This is a genomic window from Enterococcus sp. AZ103 (genome assembly GCF_051714685.1).
GTDB classification, from domain to species: domain Bacteria; phylum Bacillota; class Bacilli; order Lactobacillales; family Enterococcaceae; genus Enterococcus_A; species Enterococcus_A alishanensis.
In genome coordinates this window covers 822879-848655 of the sequence record NZ_JBIOSI010000002.1, presented here as the reverse complement: position 1 = coordinate 848655, position 25777 = coordinate 822879, and the positions used below count along the sequence as shown (strand labels likewise).

The window sequence follows — 25777 nt, the reverse complement described above, 5'->3', positions numbered from 1 at the left end:
AATTGTCAAGCATTTTTTTAAAATAAATTCAATTAAATTTATTTATTTGGATATTCAAGGATTATTTCAGCTGCTTTTTTTGCGCCATTAAAGGATTTTTTCAGTAATTTTTGTTTTAGTATCTCCGCTTTTTTCTGATAGGTACTGTCTGTTAAAACTAGTTCCAGAATTTTCTCTAGCTTTTCTTGTGTTATATCATGTTTACTTAATTGATAACCATTGCCGTATTTTTGCGAAATTTTCAGATTGTAGCGTTGTTCCATTTGCAATCCAAGACCAATAAACGGTTTGCCTGACAAACAGGCTGTCTGAATCGTTCCTTCACCACCATGAATGGAAGACAAATCAATCAAGGAATTGACTTTTTCAGTCGGCAACCAGTCAAAAATATAAACATTTTCAGCAAACTTTTTATTTTTATACTCTGGCAAATAATACGCCACCGGACAAATAAATGTATACGGCAATTGGGTTAAAATTTTTAACAGCTTTAAAATCAATGGTCGATTGGCAGAACTTCCCATCGCAAAATAAATCAAAGTTTGACTATTTCGTCGCAACTCTAGAATTTTTTCTGGTATTTCAGCTGACAATTTCCCATAAACAAAACCAACAAATTGATAATTAGCTGGTAGTTTTGTGACACCTGTTAGTTCGGGATAACTAGTAACCAAGTTTAAATCTGCTTCTAATAAATCAAGCGTACGATGAAAAACCTTTTGCTGATATTGTTTTTCAATTTGTCGAAAAGCTTTCGGGACATAACGAAATTTCAATATAGCTCGACTAATTAATATACCGATAAAAGACTCATTAAATATCTGCCCACTAGTAATTTGCGGTTCAGAATAAGCAAACGGCTTTACATAAATCAAAGGAACCTGACATATTCTTGCTGATAAGAACAGCGTCATCGATGTCCCGATAACGACTTTATCAATCTGATTATTTTTGATAAAATCAATCTCTGCTGCGACTCTCTTTTCAACCAATTCTTGTGAAAAAGGTATTTTTAGCGATTTCCCTTGGTCAAATTTCATCATATTTCCTGCCAATTTTTCACTTGTTAGCGGTTTTAAATAACTAACTTCAAATCCCGCCTCTTCAATTAAATAAGCAAATTTTTTACTGTACGCCACAAAAAAACAAGTCGCATTTAATTGTCGTAGCTCTTTGGCTACCTCAACCATTCGAGTAGTTTCAGCTAAATTAATTGTCTCAGGTACAAATAAAACTTTCTCCTGTAAATCCTTAATAATCTCTGACAGGTAAAATCATCCCTCTCCAAGGTTTAAAATAAACATCAACTATTATTAATAACAATCATAACTTTTTTTGAACAATCCTACATTCATTTAATAAAAAAACCATGGAATAACATTTATCCCATGGTTTAAAACTTTATTTAGGTGCCAAACTTTTAGTTTCGGTTAATATATAATCGCCGGTTCCAGTATAACCAGTCATACTGTATAAAGTATCTAAATCATTGAAATGCCACCATTCAGAGGCAAGTGGTGTTAAACCATTGTCAGTCATATATTTTTGAAGAGTGACGGTATATTGGTTCACACTCGGTGAATAGCTGGCACTTTGCCAAGCAGTTTTTGATAACACATCAACTGGTCCTGTAAAGAGGGCCGATTGATTACTTAATTCATGCATTGGTGTTTGCATTGCATATTCAGAATAACCCGTGACTTGTTTAATCTGATATTTTCCAACCGTTTTTTCAGCCGTTTCAGTTACTTGACCAATACTGACATCCATCGCGTAACCGACCTGGTGATTGGATATAGAAGTGACAATAAACCAATCAATACTCCATGGCGCTGTAGTAATTCCCGCTTTTACAGTCGGATTTTGCGCTGCTAATGCTTGAACCTTATTGGCCGCATTGACTTGTACACTCAATGGACGAAAAGCTTCATATAAAATAATTGTATTATTTTCGCTTAAAGCTTGCTGCTGAGCCGCCATGATTTTTTTCGTCATCGGATATAACACGGGCATAATGTATTGTTCTTGTTCTAAGCGGTCATTATAATCTTTACTATTGTATAAAGAAACACCGGTAATATCAGGAATATCTACATTAGATGTTCGGAAGATCGAACCGCTGACATTTGTATCGTTATAGACAATTGATGGAATCAAATCTGGTAAATTCACTAAGGCATATTGACTTTGAACCCACCCAGTTTGCGTATCGGTTTTAATTTGCAACCAGCCATTGTTTTCAGCTAAAACGGTAAATCCAGTCCCCGGCGCTAAAGTTTCTAAGGTGGTACTTTCAGCAGTCACATCACTTTTGACATTTAACGAGATTGACGCATAGCCTGAAGCACCATCTAAGGGTAATTCAAACTCTCCTTGATAGACTTCTCCTTTTATCTTTTCTTGAGAAGTACTGGTTTCAGTTTTTTTCTGGCTTGTCTCTGTTGTCTTTTTACTAGAATGACTAGTTTCACTAGAATTATTTTGATTGGATTGACAGCCGCCGACTAGAAATAATAGCGCTACTGCTAAAAATGCCAACTGTTTATGTTTCAATTTTATATACCATCCTTTTATTTTCTATTCCATAGTATAACAAATTATTCTGTTCTCGGCTGATTAAATCCTATTCAGTTAAATTCCTTTACATTGAAAACGGTTTTCTTCATAATAAAATTAAGAAATGATGAGGAGGATGAACATGAAAAAGAAGTTTAGTTTACTGCTGGTTTTCTTAAGTAGCGTAGGATTATTTGCAGCTACTACTGAAGCTTCAGCCGCTGATATGCTGAGAGTATACAATCCAAATTCAGGGGAACATTTCTACACTGCTGTGACTAATGAACGGGATCACTTAATTCGTACAGGTTGGATGAATGAAGGAATCGGTTGGAATGCACCAAGTTCTGGAGATAACGTTTACCGACTTTATAATGCCAATGCCGGAGACCACCACTATACTTTAGATGCTGGCGAACGAGATTATTTAATTAGTGTGGGTTGGGAATATGAAGGAATCGGCTGGTTCTCCGACAAAAATCAAGGTGAACCACTTTATCGATTGTATAATCCTAATGCACAATCTGGTGCCCATCATTACACTCGCTCAGGCTATGAAAGAGACAGTTTGGTTAATCAAGGTTGGGTTGCTGAGGGAATTGGTTGGTATGGCATTGACTCTAATAATAGTAGCCAATCGCAAGATATTAATAGTCGCTTCCTAACATTAATCAATGATTATCGAACATCTCAAGGGGCAAATACTCTAACTAACGACAGTTTATTAAATCAAGCAGCTGATATTCGTTCAAAAGAAATCACTAACTCCTTCAGTCATACACGACCAGATGGTCAGAGTTTTTCTTCAGTTTTAACAGATGTCAATTTTGACAATTATAGTGTTGCTGGTGAGAATTTAGTTCTATTCACAGCCGGTGGTTCTTCACAAGAAATCGCACAACGAGCTTTTGACTTATGGAAAAATAGTCCTGGGCATAATCGTAATATGTTAGATCCTGACTATACGATGATTGGCAGCTCGTTTAGAATTGTTGGCAATGAAGTCTATGGAGCCAATTTATTTGCCGGATAAATAAAATAAAACTCCAATAAATATAGTTTTTTTTTAATGAATTACTAACTTAAACAAAAAAAGAAAGCCTTTCCAATATTTTTATTTACTTATATTTCTTTTTTCTTCATAATATAATTGTAAATTGAAAAAATGAGGAACAGAAATGAAGAGAAAATTTGGTTTAGCTTTGGTTGTTTTGGGTGCATTTGGTTTATTTACTGCTAGTTCAGAAGCTTCCGCGGATACAGACATGTTGCGGGTTTACAATCCAAATTCTGGAGAACACTTTTACACAGGTGTGCCAAATGAAAGGGATGGTTTAGTTAGAGCTGGTTGGGATAATGAAGGTCTCGGCTGGCGCGCACCAAGTTCAGGAGACAGAGTATATCGTTTATACAATCGCAATGAAGGCGACCACCATTACACCCTAGATGTTGGAGAACGTGATTGGTTGATTGGTTTAGGTTGGGAAGACGAAGGCACGGGTTGGTTCTCTGATAGAAATAAAGGCGAACCATTATTACGCCTGTACAATCCAAATGCTAAAACTGGTTCACACCACTATACACATTCGACTGGCGAAAGAGATAGTTTAGTCGCAGCTGGTTGGCGTTATGAGGGAGTCGGCTGGTACGGTGTTGAACAAGATACAGCTACTTCTCAAAGCATCGAAGCACAATTTTTAACTTTATTAAATGATTATCGAGCACAACAAAATTTAGGCACACTCACTTCTTCCACTCTTTTAAAAGAAGCGGCTAGAATTCGGACAGTAGAATTGTTAGATGTTTATGGGGAAGAACGTCCCGATGGTCGTGACAGTGAATCAGCACTTGCCGAAGTTGGTTATACTGGTTATACCGCATACGGTTACAATATAATCGGCATTGATAAAACGACTCTTACGAACACTCAACAAGTCGCACAGGCAACATTTGATGAATTAATAGCAGATCCAGTGACTCGAGAAGTAATCGTTTATCCCGTCTTCAATGAAGTAGGGATTTCATTTAAAATGAATGATAATCAACCTTATACATTTATCTTTTTTGCAACAAAATAAATGATCTACCTCCAATTAATTTTGGAGGCTTTTTTGTTACTTATTAATTAATTATCTCGACCCCTTTCCAAAAAATATGTTTTTGCTCTCAATACGAATAATAATTTCGAAACTAGAAACAATATAAGAATAAAGTTGGAATTTATACCATTATTTATTTGAGATTACTGAATAAGCTTTTACTTTATGACAAAATAGTGCCGGATATAATGCCAACATACTGGGCAATTATAATCAGATTAGCAATGATTTCCAAGTAAACAGTTTAACTGTTTATGGAACAAATTTATATGCTAAAAGTTTCTATTAACATTTGTCGAAACTGTTATTAATAATAAATAGTTGTTAATTAATTTGTAGTTTTTTTTATTTTTTTGCTGAATTCTTTTATCTTCTGCGTATTTTGTTTTTGAAAGAGGAAAAAAGAAAGGAAGATTGAGATGCGAGAATACAAAACTTCAGAAGCTCAACGTCGCGCCAGTAAAAAATACCAAGAAAAAGCCAACAAAGATCCTGAAAAAAGGGTCCGCCGCACCTACTTGGCCTCTCGACGTACGGCAAAGTCTTTTATTCGAACCAAAGCCACCCGAGAAGACCTCACTGAATTAGAAAAAATGATCGCCGAACGGTATGAATTGTTAAACAAGATAGACATTGCTGCCGAAAAAATGTAGTTACTCCTGCACCACTACCATAAAAAACATTCTCTCCCAAAAACCAATTGCCTTGCTTAAAAAAACATGGTAAAATTATTTCGTTATGGGAGTGGATGGGTTCTGGTGTGCCCTCTGGTCTTCAAAACCAGTATGAGGAGTTAGGAGCTTCTTGGGTAGGTTCGATTCCTACACATTCCCGCCAAATAGAATATGATGTCCGCTAAACATTGATGTAGAGCCTTTTCTACTGATGCTTGGCGGATTTTTTGTTTTTGATACCGCTTTTGACTACGGTTTGTAAAAAGTTACTCACTATTAATGGCGGAGTACAGCTCGTGGCTTCATTCGAAATAAAGCCACTCTTGAAGGCCTCGAAGAACTCAAATCTCTAGTCATTGAACGTGAGCGTATTTTAATGGATGAAAAAAGACCACTAGATTAGTAGTGGTCTTGTATTTACTATCTAACTATTAAAAGATTACAGTGTGCATGATTAAGAACATAAGAAGTTACTGAGCCAACTAGGATTCTCTCAAAACTATTTTTTCCAGTCGCACCAATAACTATGAGATCAATATTTTTGTCTTTTGCGTATTTTGTAATGGTATGTTTAGGGTATCCTGTCATAGAAACAAAATTTGACTCCTTATATCTTTTAATTACCTTTTCAACATTACTTTTAATCAATTTTTCTTCTTCATTTAAATCTTCAAAAACCAAATCAGCTCCATATGGGTTTTGAATAGTTTGATTAACATCTCTAACATAAATAACGGTCAATTTCGCTGAATTTCTTTCAGCAATTCTTAGTCCTTCTTCTAATGCATCCTCAGATTCTTTTGATCCATCAACTGGGACTAAAATATTTTTATATTGTTTAATCATTTAATTCACCTCTTTAATAATATTTTTTATCTCGCTAAGATAACAGATAAAAAAAACTGATTGATTATTATTTAGTCACTATTTGATTACTAGTAAATCAGCTTTGGTCTTGTTTACCACATGTTTTATTAATGAATCAAAACTCCTGCGACTATACATTGCTTCATCTTGCCCTAGAATTATTAAATCTATATTATTTTCTTCAGAATATGTTACAACATCACTTTTGATAGAAGAAGTTACATACGATATTATCAGATTTGTTGAAACTACTCTTTTAAGTTCAGAAACAAAATTATCTGTTCTTTCAGCATCTTTATTCTCAATATCCTTGATTGTATTTTCTTCTCGAGCTACTTCTTCTCCTCCAATATCTCCCGCCAAAACGTAAGTCTGTTCCTCTTCTAATTCGTAAATTTCTTTTTGATTTGTATTAAAAATTAAAACGTGCAGTTCGGAGGAATCTTTTTTTGCTAAACGTTCTCCTTCTTTTAAGGCCTTTTGAGGTGATCCAGTGTTTTCCATTAAAACCAAAATCTTCTTTTTCATAAAAATTACCTCTTTTCAATGTTTAGTTTAGTGCAAAATCACAGTATTGTAAATTATTTCACTTTAATTATGTAACTGTAAGACATGAACATAAAATCGAACGAACACGAGTCGTCTGCTCAGCTAAAAGTCGGTATAGAATTCGATTTTAAAATATCACAATAAACTTCAAACATAATAGCTATACTTTTTTAAAACCTTTAGAAAAGAGAATCTATTTAACTCAACGGAGCAAATTACTTGGCTTTATTCCGAATAAAACGAATATTGAAGACCTCTAAGAACTCAAATTTTTAAATCGTTGAATATGCGCGTGTAATAATGGATGAAAAAAGACCACTTCATTAGTGGTCTTTTAATTAATATCCTGGGTAATTATTTACAAATGTTGCTAAAGCTGCTGCGATAAATAAAAAGTATAGTACTATAAAAATAATTGCAACAATAAATTGTACCAAGCCTGCTCGGCTCCATGTTTTTTGAACTGCTAAAAATGTTTCCACATCTTTATAATCACCTTTTTGCCAAGCCCACTCATTGCCTTTAAATCCACAAATAAAGATCCATACAAGGTTAAATAGTGGGATTAGGCATAATAATGGCAAATAAGTTTTGTTACCAATCCCCCACATAATATTGTACATGAATGCTCCCCAGTTCCATCCCTTTACTTCTTGTGGTACTACTTTGTTTGACAATTCGTCCATTGAAAACTCCTCTTATATTTAATTAGAACTTTCTAATCATACCAAAATGAGGAATAAATGTGAAAAAAAAGACCTTAGTATTAACTAAAGTCTTACGATTATATCCAGTCATACTTCTTCTTGGAATACTGGCACATAATTCTCAGGTTTATTTGTGCTTTCATCCTCCGTTAACAAATCATCCATCAAATCAGGAATAACCGAACCTGCATCGTTATATAACATAAATTCGTTTGACTTAACTAACTCATTAAATTCCTTTGTTGAAATTCTTTCCCCAGTGACTATATTTTTATAGTACAAAGGTTTTTTTGTTTTGTGTTTCAATAATTGTTTATCTACATATGTTGTAAAATATCCATGTGATAGTTTAGATTTTACTATATTCCCACAATTGGGACACTTAATGGGCATCTCTTCTTTTTTGTGTTGCTCAAGATTTCTGACTTCATCATAGTAAAAAAGGGTATTACATTTAGAACATTTTAATTTATCATCAAGCATAGCTTATAATCTCCTTCTTTTTAATTGATAGTCATAGACTATCAGAATTAATTCTAAAATAAAAATCATAACCCCTAATTTATTATGTACCTGTAGTACTCGACTTTAAATATACTTAATAATTTTCAAATACAATAATAGGTATGTTCCATAAAATCTATAACAGATTTTTGAGACATACCTAAATTTTTTTATTCTTTTTAAATACTCTTTGTACATTCTCTTCTATTATTGAAGCAGAGCTTTAAATGCAACTCCTTCGTCAATCCAGCCAAGTTTGAGTAATCCTCTTCTCTCAATAGTATTTAGAGTAAAATGATGGGTTCCAGTGGTTGAATTGGGATTGTACAGACGATACACCGGCAATCCATTACTTCCAGCACCACTATACTCAATTTGATCATTTTTCCAACCTTGAGATACCAAATATTCCACTTCTTCATTACTGACGGTGTAATGATGGTCGTCAGCCGCAGTATTATAAAGTCTTTTTATACTAGGAACATTTCCTGAATGCTCAACCGGGGCATAATAAGCAACCCCTTCTGATACCCATCCAAGTTTTAAAATTAAAGAACACTCTCGATCACTTGGTGTAAAAAGATGTTCCCCTGTATTCAAATTGTACATTCGATAAATTGGCTTTGTTCCCAATGTAGCCTCAGCATCACTCACATTTATTGTCACTGCAAATATAACACCTATAACAAAAATTAACCCTAATATAAACTTCTCCATATATCGCACTCCTTTATGTTTTCTCATTATAGCTTAAAAAACACCATTTGCAAGTGAATTTATATATATTTTTGACTAAATATATCAACAGAGGTTATTTATAAGTTAATATCAAGATTGATTTTTTTCAAGATGAATTCCAAATCTGTAATCTAATTTTATTAATATCCCAGAGCTTGTTTGATTTCTTCGATACCTTCTATCACTGCATCGTGGAAGTCTTTATCTGCATTCATTTCACAATTCTGCGCCGTTACAATAAAAGTCGCAGACTTTTCCAACGTTTCTATAGATTATTTGCTTGATAGATCAAGCGAAAAAACAAATTCCTCTTCATTTATATCTGGTGCGGATTTGAATGATGTTCTTGATGGTGTGATGAGCTGGAATGGAGAAAAGTTAACAGAAGCTGATAAGGAAGCAGTGAGAAAATTTTTAGCTGGCAGAAAAAGCAAATGAGGTTGTTACTATGGATGATATTGTGGAGTTATTAGAAAAAAACGTGATTGTAATGTCTTTTACAAAATAAGACTCTTTGGCTTTTATGTTCCAAAATTAAAAACAATGTTTGTAAATGACAGTATCAGTCTTATTGAGCAAAAAAGGAATTTTGCACGAAAACAAACATGCTGTTGATCACACCGCCTTTTATGAATTGTACAAAAAAACTATTTTTCGCATACGCATAAAGATGGAAAATGATGCAGATTCATTTATGATCAATTATTTAATAAATTAAAGTGGAAGACAATATAATTATTCTCTACTTGTTGAAGAATTCAATTTGGGGCTCGGCTGGGAGCATGACTTGTATAAAAAAGCCCACGCTGCAACGTGGACTAAAAAATATCCATCTCATTTTGAAATAGCTTCTAACAATATTATTAGGAAATTGGAGATTAAATAAAAGAAAGGGAAGATAATAGTGATTTCAAAAATCTTGTTTTATGGATAATCTTAGCTTTAATCACTGTTGCTTTGGGTTTTTGTTGGTAGCGAACTTGGTAGTGACAGCAGACAAAATAATGACTCCCAAAATCAGGAAGATATTATTGAGGATGAAGAAGATTATGATGACATTGACGAGGAAGATTTCTATGAAGAGGAAAGTTCAGATGATGATATTACATTTGAGAATTTTTATGAAAAATATTATAATAGTGAATCGTCGTAAACTTTCTCCTTAAGTGAATATGTAACCTTCAAAAGTAGTGAGAAAATCACAGTAAACTCTGTAGTCGAGAATGCACCTATAGGACTGAATAATGATTATTCTGAAGGCGTAATCCCTGTACGAGTAACAGCAACTGTTGAAAATACTAGTTCTTCCCCTATCAGTTTCAATGCGCAATAATTCGATTTATACGTTGGGAATAAATCCTTAGCTGAATTTGATTCAAGTAGTTACTCTAACAATATTCCCAATATTATTGCTGCAGGTATGAATGCTACTATCGTTATGAATTTTGGCGCTACTAATTCAGGTCCTTATAATGTAACCTTCCGAGATGTAACATTCATTTTACAAAATATAAACTCAGAGAGGAGGAACCTAGCATGCTACCTAATACCGGAGAAAAAATCATGAGCGCTTTGCCATGGATTGGCGGCGCAATTATAGTTATAGCCGTATTAATTTATCTATACAAAAGCAACAAAAAATAATACAAAGAGAAGGTGATCCTTTTGCTAGGATTCGATATTTTAGATATCGCATACTTCCTACCTTTTGCAGTCGGTGGGATTTTATGTGTAGTCGCCATAATTATATTTGTTAGAAACATGAGGAAAAAGAAATAAAAGGGGTTTTTAAGTCTAGTTTCTTGCAAAGAATTGTTTGGATTAGACTTTTAAATAAAAAATATTTTTTAGGGGATGTAAAAATGAAAAAGATTTTCTATTTATTATTTTCACTGTGTCTACTCTTAAGTGGCAATGTTTCAGTTTTTGCTGAAGTATATACTTCTATAGAGCAACCTACTGAAAATGTAAAGAATCAAGATGTATGGAATCGCGATGTAGGGGATGGTGTTGATACATTTGAATTTAAGGATGGTCATTGGACACCTTTGACTAGTACTTCTGAGCGAAGAGTAACTGCCAAGAAAAAATACAATACTGAAATATTCGAACCTAATAAAGCTCAACAAATTGAATATATAAAAAATGCTCAAGAAAATGAAGATTTCTATAAAGATCTAGCTGAAGATCAAGTTGATTACATTGCTGTTCCAGATAATGATGTCAATAAAAGTGTAAAAGTAAGAGTGCCAAAAATTGAAGTAGACTCAGTTAAAGCTAACTCAGCTTTCTATATCGATAATTCAGTTCCTGAAATGCTTGATGTACTAGCCGTGAATAAAGATACTGAGGACAAATCTAGTAAAAGCTCGTCAGACAGTTCATCAAATAGCGAAGAGTCAACCTCTTCAACTTCCGAAGCTCCACTTATAGAATTATCTTCTAAAGATCAAACATTTAATGTCGAACTAGGAAAAGTTCTGTCAAATGAGCAATTATTAAATTCAGTTACCTTCAATGGTAACAAAGCTGATTTAAAAATTAAAATAACTAAATCTTATTTCGTCTATGTGACTCCTGATGCTGAAGTATATCACTACGATCTTAATGCTCTTCTTGGTAAGACAACTGTGGACAGAATTTCAGTAATGACTGAAAATCAAGCAGTACTTAACGGATTAAGAGCTTCTACTGAAAATAGCGATAAAAATATTGGAGCTATTAATATTTCATTGCCAGGTAAATACCGTGTAGAGTTTAGTTATCAAGATAAAGTATTTGCATCTAGTGATGTAACCATTTTAGGAGATAAAATAGCTTCAACTGAAACTGGTAATACTGTTCCGAGTGCTACTAGTAGCTTAAGTAAGCCATCGTACACTTCAAAAACTTTACCACAAACAGGTAGTGAATCAAGCTCTTACTTTATTCTCGGTATACCAATCACAATTGGTTCAATAGCATTGTTCTATTTTATTAACAAAAAAAAGACAGCATAATTTCCAAACATTATTAAAAAACACACCCCTCGCCCCTACCAAGTTTGAGTGGATGTGATAACATAAATGTTTCAATTATTATATCTTATCTATGCTTGCCTATGCAATGATGAGGAGAATGATTATGACACAATTCCAGCAATATACAAAAAAGAACGGCGAGAAAGCTTGGTCCTTTAAAGCTTACTTAGGAATTAATGAATCAACTGGAAAAGAATGCCGCACTACTAGGCGAGGATTTGCCACTAAGAAAGACGCAATCGCAGCTTACAAGAAATTAGAAATAAATTTTAATCCTGACACAATTAAAACTAAGCACGAACTGACTTATCAAGCAGTGACTAATCTATTGCTTGTTAACTACGAGCGAACTGTTAAAGAAAGCACTTATGTAAAAACCAAACAGATTTATGAGAAAGTAATTCTTCCCTCCTTTGTAAAATTAAAAATCAACAAAATTAAACCTACTGCAGTTCAAAGATTCGGGAATACTGTCGCTGATAAATATGCTTTGTATCGACAGATCATTAGCAATGCATCTCGAATCTCTGATTATGCAATTCGTTTGGATTATGCAAAAGAAAATCCCTTTAACAAAATCATTATTCCTAAGATAAGAAAATCAGTCGATGATAGTGAACGGCTAAATTTCTTTACTAAGGCAGAACTAGAATAATTCCTATCTATTGCAGAGAAAGAATCTTTTAAAAAGTAGGTCTTTTTTCGTACCTTAGCTTTCTCCGGATTGCGTAAAGGTGAAGCTTTGGGTTTATATTGGGAAGATATTGATTTTGACAATCAGATGATTAAGGTCACCAAAACTTTGAACCTGTGGAAAAACAGACGATTATATATTGAACATCCTAAAACTAGAAATTCTTGGCGGGAAATTCTAACAGATGATAAAAAAATCTCTATCTTAAAAGAATGGAGAAAAATTCAAAGAGAAGATCTCTTGAAGATTGGTAATAATACTATGCATGCAAAACAGCTAGTATTCTTTTAAAAAGAAAATGAATTCGTACAGCATTCACAACCAAGAAAATGGCTTAATTCAATTATCGATCGATACCAATTGAAGAGGATTACCATCCATGGATTTAGACATACGAACGCGACTCTTCTTGAATCAGGCGCAACTATTAAGGATGTGCAATTAAGGTTAGGTCACGCTTCCGTCCAAATCACTATAGATTTATACATCCATGTGACCGAAGAACGAAAACGAGAAACAGTCCAAAAACTAGCAAAATACGTCGACTTTTAATAACAATACGACGTTATTTATTACACTTTTTTTTGACTACGGTTTTGACCACGGACGCGCCTATAATCATTGATAATTATTTAAATACGCTAGATGAAGAATCCTATTTCAACAGTGTTTTCCATGCTATTCCAAACTAATTAAAATAACATTTTAAACCTACACATTCCCGCCAAATAGAATATGATGTCCGCTAAGCATTGATGTAGAGCCTTTTCTACTGACGCTTAGCGGATTTTTTTTGAAGGTCTTTTGAACACCCTTTGATTATTTCAATTTATTAATTTCTTTTAACTCGTAACTTACCCAAAAAAATATCTACCCAATTGATATAAGTTTGAGATAGGAAAGGCAGCGGATGTTTTTAATACGCTATCCATTAGAACGGTCATTCTAAATTTTTATCTAAAAAATAAAAAGTTGCCGTAACGTTACGGTAATTTTTTCCATTGTTCTTGTAAGCGTTATCTGATAAATTTTTTATAACGATCTAGATACTCGAAACTTTTAATTTTGATTGATTAAGAAATTAATAATTAAAAAAAGGATTGGTGATGTTATGAAAAAAGGAATGTTTTTTTGCCTCGCTGTTTGTAGTTTATTCTTTATTAACGGCTCAAATGCCCAAGCTACCGAAGATTTCTCACTGGATAATCGCGAAGAAATCATTAATGATTTTGAAGAAGAATTGTCAGAAGCAGAAGAAAATATTATTCAAGGTACCACATTATCTGAACAAGAAGCCCCTTCTATTGTAGCAAATTTGATGTTTCGAGTTATTTTTGAATCAGATATTCCAATTATGAATTTATTTGATGATTTAAAAATTAAAGAGAATCCCGAAATAGACAGTGTTGACTGGTATGTAAAAAATTGGTATGAAAAGTTAGAAAATACTAGCGATCGAACAATCACTACAACAGAAACATATCGAAAAGAAAATGGCGAAGAAGTAAGCAATCCAATAACGCTCCGAGGTCGTTATATTGATAACGGTTCTGATAAAACTGTTATCTTACATCATGGTTATCGTGCATTAAAATATGAGTTGATAAAACAAGCCAAATTCTTTTCAGAAGAAGGATTTAATGTCCTATTAATTAGCAGTCGCGCAGTAAACGGAAGCGATGGTAAATATATTACTTTTGGATACTACGAAAAAGATGATTTAAATATGTGGATTAATGATGAAGTCAATCGAACCAATAGCGATCAAAAAATCGTATTAATGGGCGTTTCGATGGGAGCATCCACCACGGTACTGTCACAAAATGTTCCACATCCTAATGTTGTTGCATATATTGAAGATTGTGGGTATGCTGATTTGCATGAGGAAATGCTACAAGCTTTTTCTTGGTTTTCAGAATTATTACCTATAATAAAAAATGTTGATTTTAAACAATTAGTAAATCAAATCAGTCAAAGAACTGAGTCTAGATTAGGTTTTAGTATCGATCAAATTTCTCCAATAGAAAGTGCTAAAAATACAGATGTTCCAAAATTATTCATTCATGGTGGTGCGGATGATTTTATACCTATTAGCCACATGGAAGACATGTATAATGCCAGTCCTGGATACAAAGAAAAACTAGTAGTTGATGGCGCTATCCATGGCAAATCATTTGATACGAATCCAGAAATATACACTGAAGGTTTACGACATTTTTTAAACAACGTCTTTCAATGATTTAGATTGTTGATTAAAATAAGTTATCTTCCCTTATTGTTATCCGTTTATATCATGGTTTCTCTTTTAAACTTAGTTTAATTGTTTATTGTAAAAAAACACTCGATGAACCTAATTCTACAAACTGAAACGCTCAAGCAATTAGCTTGGGCGTTTTAATATATTTCTTCTGTAAGACCTGAACCTTTATCTCCCAATTAAAAAATTTAGTTTTAACTAGAATTCCACATTACAGACAAACATAATTATACTCTCAAAAAATACGCTTAGAACTGTTTTATTAAGACGTCTAAATGCTTTTTTTCGTCAAAATTATTAATATAATGTTTTTAAAAATATATTAAATAACAAAATTAAAATAACTAACATCCTATTAAATATCTATTTATATTCTTTCGAATCTATACAAAAACCATATAATAGTGATATTTACATATTAAAATAACTGATATTATTTTTAAATTTTTTTAAAACAAAACGTCTTATTACTTCAAAAAATTATTTTCATATTATAGAATAATTGACGAGGTGGAAATATGAAAAATTACGTTGGATTACTCACAAATGTCGAAATACGAGATTCTCTAGCAAGATTCACTTTAGAAACAGAATCCGGGACAATTAAGTGTGTCATCGGTAATTTTTTTGTCAGCATGAAATTTTTAATGTTGCATAATAACAAATATTTGATTTCTGTAAAAGGGTCTTTCGATCCTTCCGATGATGAAAACCATTTAATCGTCAAAGATTTTAAAATTATTAGCGAAGATGAATTTGTTAGAGAACTAGATATTCGTATGCAATAAAAAGCCCAATTGTGGGCTTTTTATTGTACTCATTTATGACTGATGATTTTTTACATTTATTCGACAGACTGACAATTCCTGTTACTAGCACCACTAATCTCAAATCGTTCATTTTACTAGCTTTTTGATGTCCAATGATTCCTTTTTTCATTTTATCGAGCATAATTAAAACCTCTAAACAGGACGCAGTGAGCGCATCCTATTTTAGAGGCTTAAAAATTCGAGGACTTCTTTTTTTAATCTCTTATTGTAAAGAACGAACCGCATACCAAGCAGTTCCTTCATCTCTCCAACCTAAGCGAACCAAATTATTTTTTTCGCCAGCATTGGTTGTGTAAACATGACTATCCTGACTACCGGTTGCATTTGGATTGTATACACGATATACAGGAACGCTTCCGCCAGAATTCCATGACACACCTTCACTCTTCCAACCAACTGTTACTAACCAATCTCGTTCTGAAGCACTTAATGTATAGAAATGACGACCATTGTTTGGATTGTACAAACGGTAAACGGTATCGCCAGTCGTTGGTGCAGCCCAGCCAACACCTTCATAGTTCCAGCCAACATTTTGTAAATTCGTTGCTTCACCTAAATCTTGTGTGTAATGATGGTTGCCTTCGTAACCATTGTATAATCTGAAAACATATCTTTCATTTGCTTGTTGCCCATCTATATTTGGACGCTCTTTCGGTGTATCTGTCAAAACTCTCTTAGCAAAATCAGGTCGATACCAAGCAATTTGTCCAACTTTCACTGTTTGACCTGGTCCCGGCGAATGAATATATTGACCATTGTCAATATAGATGGCAACATTAGTAGAATTTCCTTTGTTCCCCCAGAACAATAAATCTCCTGGTTGTAAGGCGTTCATACTAACATCTCTACTAACTCTTTCTTGGGATGTAGTCGGAGCTGGAACATTCAAGTTAACCGCATTTTTAAAAACATATTGTACAAGGCCAGACGCGTCAAATGCATTTGGTCCAACAGCTCCCCAGCCAAAAGGTTTACCCACTTGTGCTTGAGCCATATTAACTACTTTTTGTTGATCGGTCGCTGCTGCTCGAGTGGTAGCAGAAAAAAATTGAGCGGTTGAATCTGAAGCAAAATCAGGTATTGCCATGATTGCTTCGAACTGTTCCAAAGTATATCCAGCTGTTAAAGCTTCCTGTTTCTCTTGTTCATAATTGCTTTGATTTTCTGTAATTTGTGGTTGTTGCTCGCTTGTAACTTCACTTGCATATGATTGAACTGCTCCCACTTGTAATCCAACTAAACAAAGCCCGACTAATAAACCACTTTTCATTCCTAATCGCATAAAAATCTTCCTCTCTCCTATCTTATTTGATGTTTTAGTCACATCAATGAAATAATTGTAATCTAAATGTCATATTTCGTCTAGTCTTTTCTGAGATAAAAAGCTAATTCTGGAAATTTCTAATTTAAAATTATAAAAAAGTCTATTTTTATTCACAATTAAATAAAATATACATATAATTTGAATTTTTGCATTTTTCGAAGGTAAGTAATATTAGTAACAAAAGAAATAGTTCTGTCTTATAAAAACTAGACTGATAAAGTTTTGTCAATTATTTAGAAATTTAGCTTCTTCTTTAGGAGAATACAGTTACGTTTTTGTTTATTAGATCTAAAGCTATTTTTTCAATCCGATTGACCTATTCAAATGGAATCAATTGAATAATTGACTTATTGAGCTAATTTCTGTTCATCCAAAAATATATAAATTGAATACAAAAAAAAGACAGCTTCAATTAAGAAGCTGTCCGAACCTACAGTTTGTTTTTGTAACGAAACAACAGGAGGCTTATGTTATAATATGATATCTTTTAAAAAAAATCCAGTAAAACACTCAGCAAATTACAATAACGAAAAAAAATTATTAACGATCCCTTAGAATTTTTTTTTATTCTGAAATGATCTCTATTTTTTAGTAATTATTCATTGAAGAATTACTAATTATTTCCTATGTACAAAAGATAAATTCTAAAAATTATAGCGTCAGCAAAAAATGTATTTATCTGTAAGGAAACTTATCACCAACAAACAATACTTCTATTATAAAAAAACGTTTATGTTTATTTATAATCTAATTTACAGAATAGTTATTTCTTTTTCCAAAAAAACTATATTGTTTTTTATTAAAAAATCAGCCTTTTATTCAAAGGCTGATTTAGCTATATTATTCTTCAGTGCTATTATCTGTTGGATATAAATTAATAGTCGTCTGATCATTATTCTCAGAAAATATACTGGTGGATTTTGCGCCAAGCTGTTTTTCCTTGTCTTCATTTTGTTGATCTAGATTCTTGTAATTATAGGATTTAGGATCAACTGCTGTAAATCCTTCTGGTGTATAAAATCGTAACAAGTTTTCTTCATTTAACTTATCAGAAAGTTCTAGTTCTTTTTTGACATTTTGTTGCTCATTTTGGATCTCAGTTTCAATACCTGCAGCTTGTGAATCGATCAATTCGCCAGTATTGGTATCATAAGTTTTCCCACCTAGCTCAGTATATTGAGGCGTTACAAAATCCCCATTTCTAAAAGCAACAACTTGATCATGATTTTCAGAAAGCAAATCGCTCCCAAATTGAACATAATTTTTTGTATCAACACCAACTAAATGCAATAAAGTTGGCAACACATCAATTTCTCCACCATATTGGTGTTGAACACCTCCACCTGTATAGCCAGGTATATGAAACATCAAAGGCACTCTTTGCAACATTGCATTATCATAACTATCCCAGCTTGCTTTATCTTTACCCAAAGTTTCAGCTAAATCAGGGTTGTTCGTATCCGAAATGCCGTAATGATCACCATAAATCATGAAAATTGATTTTTGATAAATTCCGGAAGCTTTTAAATACGTAAAAAATTGTTCTAAACTTTGATCAAGATAATGAGCCGTTCGTACATAATTATCGACTACCTCATCGCCAGTATTTAATGATGGAAAATCAAAATTACTATTATCGGTTAAATACGGTGTATGATTAGTGACTGTTAAAAATTTCGTATAAAAAGGTTGTTGTAAATGCTCAAGATGAGACACACTTTCCCGCAACAAGTCTTTATCTAAAATACCATAACCTAATGTTTCATCATCCGAACTAAAATAAGATTTATCAAAGAAGTTTTGGTAACCTAGATTTTTATAAACATCTTCCCGATTCCAAAAACTGCCAACATTCCCATGAAAAACTGCACTAGAATAACCTTCCGTTTGATTCAGAATGGCTGGTGCCGCTTGGAAAGTATTGTCAGAACCTAACTGAGTAAATAATGAACCTTGTGGTAAGCCATAGGTACTAGTTTCCAACATGTTTTCTGCGTCACTAGTTTTCCCTTGTCCAACTTGATTGAAAAAATTATCAAAAGACAACGTTTGTTGATCATCATTATAGAGACTATTTAAAAACGGTGTAACTTCCTGTCCATCAACCTTCATATTAATCAAAAACTGTTGGAAACTTTCTAAATGCAATACGATGATATTGCGGTTTTTAGCAATCCCAAATTTACTTTCATCTGGAGCAGCATAATGACTTTTCGTATAATTCAATACATCATTGATATCACCAGAAGATGCGTTAGCTCTCACTTCATTGGCTTTTGCTGTGTTAAAACCATCAACGGCTGTAAAAGTATCTAAACCTAAATATTTCACCAGATAATTTCGATCAAAAGTTCGTTGTAAAAGCTGAGGTCGATTGGCTTCGCTAACTGATAAATTAACTGTAAAAAACAATACTGAAAAGATACTTACTGCAACTGCGGCTGTTTTTTTGACTGGTTTTGATGTGATATCTACTTTTTTAACAAATAAATAAATAATTCCTGCTAATAATAGAAAAATATCTAACCAATAGAAAATATCGTGAATGCGCATCAAAGCTAAAGAACTACCCGATATTCCCTCAGAAACTTTCGAAAACCCTAAAATTGACTTAATTGTCACAAAATCAGTAAATTCACGATAATAAATAATATTGATGTACAACACCAAGGTATTCAATAAATCTGCTAGCCACAATACAATTAAAGCTGGTTTCAATTTTTTTATATATAAAAAACTACTAAATAGTAACAACATCGTGGCGATTGGATTGATCCATAAGATTGCCGTCTGAATCCAACCTTCGACACCTAAAGAAAAGTCAATATAATAAGCCAAAATTGTTTTAGCCCAAAAATAAATGCCGGCAATTAATAAAATATTCCAACGATTCTTTAAGCCTTGTTTGATTCGATTCACGTAAAACCACTTCTTTCTGCGATAGTATTCGAATGCCAAAATAACTATACCAGAAGTCATAAAAAAATCACTAATTTGGATCAACGAACACTAATTTTTAACTAAAATTCCTTAAATCTTTGCATATAAATTTTTCCATAACTTTTACCACTACAAAATCAAGCTTTTGCCTCTATACCAATACCAATTTTTTTAGAAAAAATTCATACTTTCGTCATAGAATTTACGATGAAATTTTAAAATAACAAAAAAATCTCGGGAAAAACCCGAGATTCTTCGATTTATTTTATTAAAATAACTACTGTTTTTTACTACGACACATCTTTAACAAATTTACATTCAACTTGATCGTAACACATAACCTTCCCCACGAGCCGTTTGTAATAATGAGCTGTCGAAACCAGCATACTCCATCTTGTCCCTGATTTTTCTGATTAAAGTAGACATTTGGCATTTTGCTGAATTGTCTAAATGTTCTTTGTTCCAAATTTGATGTGCCAATTCTTCTTGTGAGAGAACTTTATTTTCAGCTCGAACTAATTCTTGTAGCAATTTTTGCTCTCGTTTAGTCAATGATAATCGTTGGAGAATTTCTTGACCACTTGGAAAATCATTTTTTTTACTTTCTCCTAAATGAAGCATCTCTCGGACCTCCTCTAATGGAGCATTTGGTGAAAGGTAAGCAGTCACAGCAGATTTTTTTTGTTCCGCTTGATGATTTTTTTCACTTAGTTGAACAATTAAACTCGCTTTGTTTTGCAATTTTTCTACCACGGCAAAATTTTCACCATTGGTAATGGATTCGCTCAGCAAAACAATCTGAAATTTTTGTAAAAAACATTCTGGCAAACGTTCTTGCAGAATAGACTTTAATAAGCTTGTGCTAGATAGCACTTCATGTCCCAACTGACGGATTTTTTCTTCTAATTCTTGTTCAGCGAAGACACACTTGGTTAATAATAAAATTCGGCACATATCGGCCACCTACTTTCGTTTTTTTTTTTAAAGGGCAGTTAAAATTACCCTCAAGTAATAAATACGCATTATTTTCCGTAAAGCGCGATTTTTTTTGATAATTACCCAAAATTAATTAATCAATTTATTGCAACTTTTCCCAATACATGATGATGACTGCCGGTATAACTGAAATTAAGATTGAAATTCGATAAATAGGATTATTTGATTAGCTGAAGCCCTCTCCTTCTTTTTATCAACCAGATTGAATGACCCACTTCAAATTTGGCTTGATTCATTGTGAAGAAACGCTCTCATGAATTTAGGTTATACCATCCGTAAATAATTTACCTTGTAAAAATACTCTCTTTCAAAATTATGACTAAAGTTTCTATTATCCACATCAACTAGCACATTCAGAGCAAGTTTAAGTGGAATATTTTCACCAGTTGTAAATTTTTATTTGATAGATGCAGTTACAAACAGATGAACTGAATTGACAAAAAAACTGAACTTGCTACACTGATTAACTGACAATTTCAATCAAAGGACAAAAAAACAAGCTATTATTCCACAATATAATTCTAGGGCAAAACTAACAAATCCTTAATAAAAGCAAACCAAAAAATGTATGCGTTATCATTTGTAATTTATTAAAACACCTGTAATTAGTAAAAAACAGGGCTTTAATAAGAATATTTTCAAAAAATAAAATAAATATTTAAAATTTCGGAATATTAAAATTTATTTCCAAAATTTAAAATGGAAATCTGACAAATAAATATTTTACCACTAAAAATATTTATTCAGAGCTAACTTTTACTTGATCATTTCTCAAAAAAAAGATTAAGGGCAAATTTCTCCCTTAACCTTTTAACAGAATGAGTGAAACAATTATTTTAATTAAAATCAGTCATATCTAATTCAAATTTTTGTAAGATTATCGTTAATCCCTCTACTTCCTCTAATTCTAGTTTTTCTGCTCGTGATTTTATACCGAGAGTTATTGTATCAATGTCTAACAGCTTTCGTAAATCAACTATGGTATGCCAATCTTGACGTTCTTTTTTCCGAATCAGTAAGACAAAAGCTGCAAATAAAGGAAAAGCAATTTCATTTATCAATGTAATTATATTTTTAGGAGAAATCGTTTCATCTTCTACCAGCTCCAATAAGTCATAAGGACTTTCCAGAAAATTTGCTATTTCTTTTGTCGCTATACCTTTTCTTATTTTTTCTTGTAATTGATTGTATTTCACAGCGGACATCGGTGGATTAACCGATAACGTATTAGTTTCGGTTGGTAGTGTGATGAATAAATTTCCTAAAGCTGTTTCATTTTGCAAGCCAGTAATGAAAGCAACGAGTTTTTCAAACACAAAGAAATAATATTCGTTATTTATCTCTTCCAAAAAAAGACGGCTATTTAACAGAAAACTACTTTTATTCCCCCACAGATAGGCTATTTCAAATGAACTTAACAAAAATGAAGATTGATTCCCGACAAATTTTTTGGCTAAAGATTGGAAAAAGACCAACTCAAACAAATTGTTGACGTCAATTTGATAGTCGTAATCCAGTTGGTGACTAGCTCTTTGAAATAGTAACAAAAGTTGCTCTTTGGGAAACTTATTTAAGAAATCAGCTTCTATGTTAAATCTTGTCAGGTAGTTTTCTACAAAATCAATTCCTTGATAGGTCTGATCATCAACTGGTTGCGCCAGCAAATAATCTAAAGATAGTCCATTGACTTGATGTGCTGTAAAATCTAGTTGGTACTGTTTAAAAAAATCAGCAAAACTCATGAGTGATTCTCTGATTGCCAAGACACCATAGTCTTCAAGATTCTCCATTATGTGCTTGTATAACTTTTCAGTGTCGGCGATTTTTCGCTGTAGTTCATTTTTACCTGATTCAAATTGTTGTTTTAAACTGTTTGACAATTCACCTTTACTTAAAACAAAATTTAAGGACATTTGAATATTTTGAATCTCCTCAATCGGTAAGACCGTCGAGCCACTTAATCGTTTCATGATTAATTCTTTTAATAAATCCTGATGTTCTTGGTCTTGGCGAACTAATTCATTTCCCATGACTCACCCTCCACTTCTAAAAAAGAATGGTCTTCAAAATAACCTTTTACACGATCCATATTTCCTTCATAAAAGGCTGCGACTTTACCAATGCCCTCAATTAATTCATCATCTGAGATAGACTGATTTTCGTTGCCTCTCAGATAATAAAAAATCTCCATTACGTCAGCTAATTTCTCTAAAAAATCACGCTTACCCCAGACTTCTTCTCTTAAAATTTCTTCAGCCAAATAAATCACATTGTCTAAGCCAAAATCAATCAGATGGTTTTCTAAAAAAAGTTGATTTCTTTCTACCAATAAGTTCTCTACCTCGGCTGCCTGAAGTGCAAAACCCTTTTTTACCGTTAATTGATTTAATTCGTCTTCAACTTTTTTAATAGTTACTGGCAAAACCTGATTAAATAACGTGATATCAAAATTTCCCATCTATGATTCCCCCGTTCTACAGACTAAATATCATAAAACAAGAATTTATACAATCTTGAAATTTATACAAAAATATGTTATTATGACACCATAGGGAAGAGGATTTTATATTGTTCTTTACCTTTTCTTAATTATTGAAATAAAAACCGACCATCTATTAATAACAGATGGTCGGTTCTTTTTAGCTTTCAATAATACCGTGAAGAAAAAGGTCAACAATCGTCTGGCTTGATAAACCTTCATCGATAGCCTGTTCTTTTTGCGTGATATAGGGAGATAGGACAAAGAAGAAATGTCTCGCCGCCAGCTCTGGTGAAATTTGACTACGCATCTCGTGACCATACCTTTGAAACAAGTCTTCAAAAGGTTGGCGATAATTTTCTTTCCATAATGAGAAAATCTGGTAACGGGTAACTGGTGTGATATATTTCGCCAAATCCTGTAGCATCCGATTTAAATCGAAATAATGGGTAGTCATCAAATATTCCGCCATCGCTTCTAAGGATTGTTGAAAATCTAAATGTTGCTGGAGAATTCCTCTTAAATCTTCTCCTACTTCAGTCAATAATTTTTCAATTACTGCTACATACAAGGTTTCCTTGTCTTTGAAATAATGGTACAAATTCGGTTGAGTTATTCCAGCAGCTTTGGCAATTTGCCGGGTTGAGGTTGCATAATAGCCCTGCTCCATAAAAAGTTCGTTGCCTACCGCCAAAATTTTTTGTTCTGTATCTTTATTATATTTTTGAACCATCGTTTCCACTCACTTTTTCTCGGTTAAAACACCGTCTTTCATCACAAATACTTTATCACATTTTTCAATCAAACGGGTATCATGAGTAACCATTAAAGTTGCTTTATTTTTTTCTTTGGTTTCTTGTGCCAAGATATCTACGACTTCAAAGGCTTTTTCCGAATCTAAACTAGCAGTGGGTTCATCTGCTAAAATAATTGAAGGATCATTGTACAATGCTCGAACAATCGCTACACGTTGACGTTCTCCACCGGAAAGCTCTTCTGGATACTTATTTTCCAGCGAAGCAATCCCTAGTTGTTCAAACATTTTTTCACCAACCGAAATTTGACTAGCTTTATTAACTTTATCGACTAAAACTAATTGTTTTTTGACAGTTAAAAAAGGAACCAAATTTGAGGCTTGTAAAATAAAACCGATTTCTTTAAAACGTAATTTCGCTCGTTCCTTTTCTTTCGTATCGCTGAAGGCTGCGTCATTAATTAAGACTTCACCCTTTGAAGGTGTTTGTAGGCCACCTGCTAGAGTTAAAAACGTACTTTTACCAGAGCCAGAAGGTCCGATAATACCTACAAATTCGCCTTTTTCTACTTGAAAATTAGTTTCTTTTAAGGCTTCAATTTCTTGATCCCCATCTTGAAATTTTTTCTCAACATTTTTAAATGTAATAGCTGCCATATTTTTTCGTCTCCTTTACCCGATCGCTTTTAGCGGATCAATTTTAACAATCGTTCGGACCGAGAAAAAGGCCCCCAGGATTGCTACTAATAACATCATCAAACTAATGCCGCCATAAAAGAGCCAATTTCCTTGAAATGGTACGGCTGTTGGTAATACTAATGATGTACCGACTGTACCTAATAATCCTAGCGCCACACCGACAAAAGCTAAGATAAAGGTTTGCGCCACCACCGAACGAGCAATAAATCCACTGGAAATTCCTTGCGCTTTTAAAACTCCGAAAATATTAATTTTTTGCATGGTTAAAACATAAATAAAAATCCCAATCACGATTGCCGCAATCACAATCAGAAAACCGATCATAAAGCCGAAAGTCAATACTTGTGCACTGTATCCTGGTAGATCATTGATAAAAGAACTCATTTTAACTTTTTCCAAATCATCCGGTAAATTTTTAACTTCTCCACGAGTCACAATCGCATTGACTCGCGGATTGTCACTAACGCCACTTGTTTCGAAACGAATCTCTTGATAAGCGGGAATCGTCGTATAAACCACAGGTGCTACATTAAATTTTGCATTGTCGGTAAATCCAACAATTTTTAACTTCTTATCATTTCCTGAAAGCTTAATCGTGTCCCCTAGTTTGACATTGTATTCCTCTTTCAAACTAATATCAGCAACAGCTTGATTGTCGCCAGAGAAAGCTTTTCCGCTAACAATATTCGGCATCAGGAATTGATCCTTATTGATTCCAAAAAAACTAACATCAATTTTGTCTGCATTACTTCCCACCACACTTACAACCCCTGCGGTTTGCGTCAAAATTGCTGTTTTACCCGCTTCGACTTTTTCCGCCTCTTCTTGTGGAATCATCGACATTGCCAAAGTTCCATTGGCATCCTTTGCCAAAACAATTTCATCCGCCTGCCATTTATCTGCAGCGGTTCGATTATCTTGAGCTAACCCATAAGCCAATCCTGTTAGGAAAAAAACAAGATAAGCGATTAAAAACATCACACCGATTACTAAACCATACCGTAACTTGGCATGTCTGATTTCATTAATTGCTAAAAACATAAATATCCCCTCTTTAATCAAAAATTTATCACTCGATAAATTTAATATA

At 33.2% G+C, this 25777-nt stretch carries 25 protein-coding genes, 1 tRNA gene and 1 pseudogene; 12 read left to right on the top strand and 15 right to left on the bottom strand.

Annotated features, from left to right (window positions below; genetic code table 11):
* Positions 1-38: 38 nt before the first annotated feature.
* Positions 39-1190 (bottom strand): nucleotide disphospho-sugar-binding domain-containing protein, encoded by a 1152-nt coding sequence (locus ID741_RS18755; RefSeq protein WP_438721180.1) that lies wholly within the window; start codon positions 1188-1190, stop codon positions 39-41.
* 211 nt (positions 1191-1401) lie between these two features.
* Entirely contained in the window at positions 1402-2553 is a 1152-nt protein-coding gene (locus ID741_RS18750; protein WP_438721179.1) for an SH3 domain-containing protein, read from the bottom strand.
* 145 nt (positions 2554-2698) lie between these two features.
* Here ID741_RS18750 and ID741_RS18745 point away from each other — a divergent pair, with 145 nt between their 5' ends.
* The 4 genes from ID741_RS18745 (at position 2699) to ID741_RS18730 (ending at position 5492) form a co-directional block, all read left to right on the top strand.
* Positions 2699-3589: a CAP domain-containing protein gene (locus ID741_RS18745; protein WP_438721178.1), complete on the top strand. Its 891-nt coding sequence runs from the start codon at positions 2699-2701 to the stop codon at positions 3587-3589.
* A 145-nt stretch (positions 3590-3734) separates the two neighbouring features.
* Complete coding sequence (locus tag ID741_RS18740) at positions 3735-4634, top strand: CAP domain-containing protein (protein WP_438721177.1); 900 nt, start codon at positions 3735-3737, stop codon at positions 4632-4634.
* Between the two features lie 440 nt (positions 4635-5074).
* Positions 5075-5308 (top strand): hypothetical protein, encoded by a 234-nt coding sequence (locus tag ID741_RS18735; RefSeq protein ID WP_438721176.1) that lies wholly within the window; start codon positions 5075-5077, stop codon positions 5306-5308.
* Positions 5309-5395: 87 nt separating this feature from the next.
* A tRNA-Sec gene (locus ID741_RS18730) sits at positions 5396-5492 on the top strand.
* 257 nt (positions 5493-5749) lie between these two features.
* On the opposite strand, the gene ID741_RS18725 is transcribed toward ID741_RS18730, so the two are convergent.
* The 5 genes from ID741_RS18725 to ID741_RS18705 all read right to left on the bottom strand — a co-directional run bounded on the left by ID741_RS18725 (position 5750) and on the right by ID741_RS18705 (position 8673).
* On the bottom strand, positions 5750-6175 hold the full coding sequence (locus ID741_RS18725; RefSeq protein WP_218326129.1) for a universal stress protein: 426 nt from the start codon (positions 6173-6175) through the stop codon (positions 5750-5752).
* 78 nt (positions 6176-6253) lie between these two features.
* Positions 6254-6724, bottom strand: coding sequence for a universal stress protein (locus tag ID741_RS18720; RefSeq protein WP_218326131.1), 471 nt, complete (start codon positions 6722-6724; stop codon positions 6254-6256).
* A 359-nt stretch (positions 6725-7083) separates the two neighbouring features.
* Entirely contained in the window at positions 7084-7431 is a 348-nt protein-coding gene (locus ID741_RS18715; RefSeq protein WP_218326132.1) for a ribonuclease G, read from the bottom strand.
* 108 nt (positions 7432-7539) lie between these two features.
* Positions 7540-7935, bottom strand: coding sequence for a hypothetical protein (locus ID741_RS18710; RefSeq protein WP_218326133.1), 396 nt, complete (start codon positions 7933-7935; stop codon positions 7540-7542).
* Positions 7936-8163: 228 nt separating this feature from the next.
* Positions 8164-8673, bottom strand: coding sequence for a hypothetical protein (locus ID741_RS18705; RefSeq protein WP_218326134.1), 510 nt, complete (start codon positions 8671-8673; stop codon positions 8164-8166).
* 180 nt (positions 8674-8853) lie between these two features.
* Here ID741_RS18705 and ID741_RS18700 point away from each other — a divergent pair, with 180 nt between their 5' ends.
* From ID741_RS18700 to ID741_RS18665, 8 genes and pseudogenes are all read left to right on the top strand, one after another.
* Positions 8854-9132, top strand: a complete 279-nt coding sequence (locus ID741_RS18700; RefSeq protein WP_218326135.1) for a hypothetical protein — start codon at positions 8854-8856, stop codon at positions 9130-9132.
* 1098 nt (positions 9133-10230) lie between these two features.
* Entirely contained in the window at positions 10231-10338 is a 108-nt protein-coding gene (locus tag ID741_RS18695) for an LPXTG cell wall anchor domain-containing protein (protein WP_218326136.1), read from the top strand.
* A gap of 218 nt (positions 10339-10556) precedes the next feature.
* Complete coding sequence (locus ID741_RS18690; protein ID WP_218326137.1) at positions 10557-11693, top strand: LPXTG cell wall anchor domain-containing protein; 1137 nt, start codon at positions 10557-10559, stop codon at positions 11691-11693.
* Between the two features lie 124 nt (positions 11694-11817).
* Positions 11818-12369 (top strand): Arm DNA-binding domain-containing protein, encoded by a 552-nt coding sequence (locus ID741_RS18685; RefSeq protein ID WP_438721175.1) that lies wholly within the window; start codon positions 11818-11820, stop codon positions 12367-12369.
* A gap of 87 nt (positions 12370-12456) precedes the next feature.
* A complete protein-coding gene (locus ID741_RS18680; protein WP_425514608.1) occupies positions 12457-12699 on the top strand; it encodes a hypothetical protein in 243 nt (80 codons plus the stop codon).
* A gap of 30 nt (positions 12700-12729) precedes the next feature.
* Positions 12730-12960: pseudogene (locus ID741_RS18675) on the top strand (tyrosine-type recombinase/integrase); the annotation flags it as partial.
* 559 nt (positions 12961-13519) lie between these two features.
* Positions 13520-14647 carry an alpha/beta hydrolase gene (locus tag ID741_RS18670; protein WP_218327167.1) on the top strand — a complete coding sequence of 376 codons (1128 nt, stop codon included), beginning with the start codon at positions 13520-13522 and terminating at the stop codon, positions 14645-14647.
* Between the two features lie 536 nt (positions 14648-15183).
* On the top strand, positions 15184-15453 hold the full coding sequence (locus ID741_RS18665) for a hypothetical protein (protein ID WP_438721174.1): 270 nt from the start codon (positions 15184-15186) through the stop codon (positions 15451-15453).
* 244 nt (positions 15454-15697) lie between these two features.
* On the opposite strand, the gene ID741_RS18660 is transcribed toward ID741_RS18665, so the two are convergent.
* The 8 genes from ID741_RS18660 to ID741_RS18625 form a co-directional block, all read right to left on the bottom strand.
* The gene (locus tag ID741_RS18660; protein ID WP_438721173.1) at positions 15698-16777 is read right to left on the bottom strand and encodes an NlpC/P60 family protein; all 1080 of its coding nucleotides are present in this window, start codon (positions 16775-16777) and stop codon (positions 15698-15700) included.
* Between the two features lie 882 nt (positions 16778-17659).
* Positions 17660-19738 (bottom strand): LTA synthase family protein, encoded by a 2079-nt coding sequence (locus ID741_RS18655; RefSeq protein WP_438721172.1) that lies wholly within the window; start codon positions 19736-19738, stop codon positions 17660-17662.
* Between the two features lie 339 nt (positions 19739-20077).
* Positions 20078-20713 (bottom strand): winged helix-turn-helix domain-containing protein, encoded by a 636-nt coding sequence (locus tag ID741_RS18650; protein ID WP_438721171.1) that lies wholly within the window; start codon positions 20711-20713, stop codon positions 20078-20080.
* An 878-nt stretch (positions 20714-21591) separates the two neighbouring features.
* Entirely contained in the window at positions 21592-22785 is a 1194-nt protein-coding gene (locus ID741_RS18645) for a DUF6179 domain-containing protein (protein WP_438721170.1), read from the bottom strand.
* Entirely contained in the window at positions 22770-23213 is a 444-nt protein-coding gene (locus ID741_RS18640; RefSeq protein WP_438721169.1) for a DUF6323 family protein, read from the bottom strand. The genes ID741_RS18645 and ID741_RS18640 overlap by 16 nt, the downstream gene beginning before the upstream one ends.
* A gap of 181 nt (positions 23214-23394) precedes the next feature.
* Positions 23395-23967: a TetR/AcrR family transcriptional regulator gene (locus tag ID741_RS18635; protein ID WP_438721168.1), complete on the bottom strand. Its 573-nt coding sequence runs from the start codon at positions 23965-23967 to the stop codon at positions 23395-23397.
* A gap of 9 nt (positions 23968-23976) precedes the next feature.
* Positions 23977-24645, bottom strand: coding sequence for an ABC transporter ATP-binding protein (locus ID741_RS18630; RefSeq protein ID WP_438721167.1), 669 nt, complete (start codon positions 24643-24645; stop codon positions 23977-23979).
* Positions 24646-24660: 15 nt separating this feature from the next.
* Entirely contained in the window at positions 24661-25728 is a 1068-nt protein-coding gene (locus ID741_RS18625) for an ABC transporter permease (RefSeq protein ID WP_438721166.1), read from the bottom strand.
* Between the last annotated feature and the right edge of the window lie 49 nt (positions 25729-25777).

Bases quoted from the DNA above. Each gene is read 5' to 3' on its own strand.
- ID741_RS18755 (WP_438721180.1), bottom strand. From the start codon at position 1,190: ATGGTTGAGGTAGCCAAAGAGCTACGACAATTAAATGCGACTTGTTTT.
- ID741_RS18745 (WP_438721178.1), top strand. From the start codon at position 2,699: ATGAAAAAGAAGTTTAGTTTACTGCTGGTTTTCTTAAGTAGCGTAGGA.
- ID741_RS18740 (WP_438721177.1), top strand. From the start codon at position 3,735: ATGAAGAGAAAATTTGGTTTAGCTTTGGTTGTTTTGGGTGCATTTGGT.
- ID741_RS18735 (WP_438721176.1), top strand. From the start codon at position 5,075: ATGCGAGAATACAAAACTTCAGAAGCTCAACGTCGCGCCAGTAAAAAA.
- ID741_RS18725 (WP_218326129.1), bottom strand. From the start codon at position 6,175: ATGATTAAACAATATAAAAATATTTTAGTCCCAGTTGATGGATCAAAA.
- ID741_RS18720 (WP_218326131.1), bottom strand. From the start codon at position 6,724: ATGAAAAAGAAGATTTTGGTTTTAATGGAAAACACTGGATCACCTCAA.
- ID741_RS18715 (WP_218326132.1), bottom strand. From the start codon at position 7,431: ATGGACGAATTGTCAAACAAAGTAGTACCACAAGAAGTAAAGGGATGG.
- ID741_RS18710 (WP_218326133.1), bottom strand. From the start codon at position 7,935: ATGCTTGATGATAAATTAAAATGTTCTAAATGTAATACCCTTTTTTAC.
- ID741_RS18705 (WP_218326134.1), bottom strand. From the start codon at position 8,673: ATGGAGAAGTTTATATTAGGGTTAATTTTTGTTATAGGTGTTATATTT.
- ID741_RS18695 (WP_218326136.1), top strand. From the start codon at position 10,231: ATGCTACCTAATACCGGAGAAAAAATCATGAGCGCTTTGCCATGGATT.
- ID741_RS18690 (WP_218326137.1), top strand. From the start codon at position 10,557: ATGAAAAAGATTTTCTATTTATTATTTTCACTGTGTCTACTCTTAAGT.
- ID741_RS18685 (WP_438721175.1), top strand. From the start codon at position 11,818: ATGACACAATTCCAGCAATATACAAAAAAGAACGGCGAGAAAGCTTGG.
- ID741_RS18670 (WP_218327167.1), top strand. From the start codon at position 13,520: ATGAAAAAAGGAATGTTTTTTTGCCTCGCTGTTTGTAGTTTATTCTTT.
- ID741_RS18665 (WP_438721174.1), top strand. From the start codon at position 15,184: ATGAAAAATTACGTTGGATTACTCACAAATGTCGAAATACGAGATTCT.
- ID741_RS18660 (WP_438721173.1), bottom strand. From the start codon at position 16,777: ATGCGATTAGGAATGAAAAGTGGTTTATTAGTCGGGCTTTGTTTAGTT.
- ID741_RS18650 (WP_438721171.1), bottom strand. From the start codon at position 20,713: ATGTGCCGAATTTTATTATTAACCAAGTGTGTCTTCGCTGAACAAGAA.
- ID741_RS18645 (WP_438721170.1), bottom strand. From the start codon at position 22,785: ATGGGAAATGAATTAGTTCGCCAAGACCAAGAACATCAGGATTTATTA.
- ID741_RS18640 (WP_438721169.1), bottom strand. From the start codon at position 23,213: ATGGGAAATTTTGATATCACGTTATTTAATCAGGTTTTGCCAGTAACT.
- ID741_RS18635 (WP_438721168.1), bottom strand. From the start codon at position 23,967: ATGGTTCAAAAATATAATAAAGATACAGAACAAAAAATTTTGGCGGTA.
- ID741_RS18630 (WP_438721167.1), bottom strand. From the start codon at position 24,645: ATGGCAGCTATTACATTTAAAAATGTTGAGAAAAAATTTCAAGATGGG.
- ID741_RS18625 (WP_438721166.1), bottom strand. From the start codon at position 25,728: ATGTTTTTAGCAATTAATGAAATCAGACATGCCAAGTTACGGTATGGT.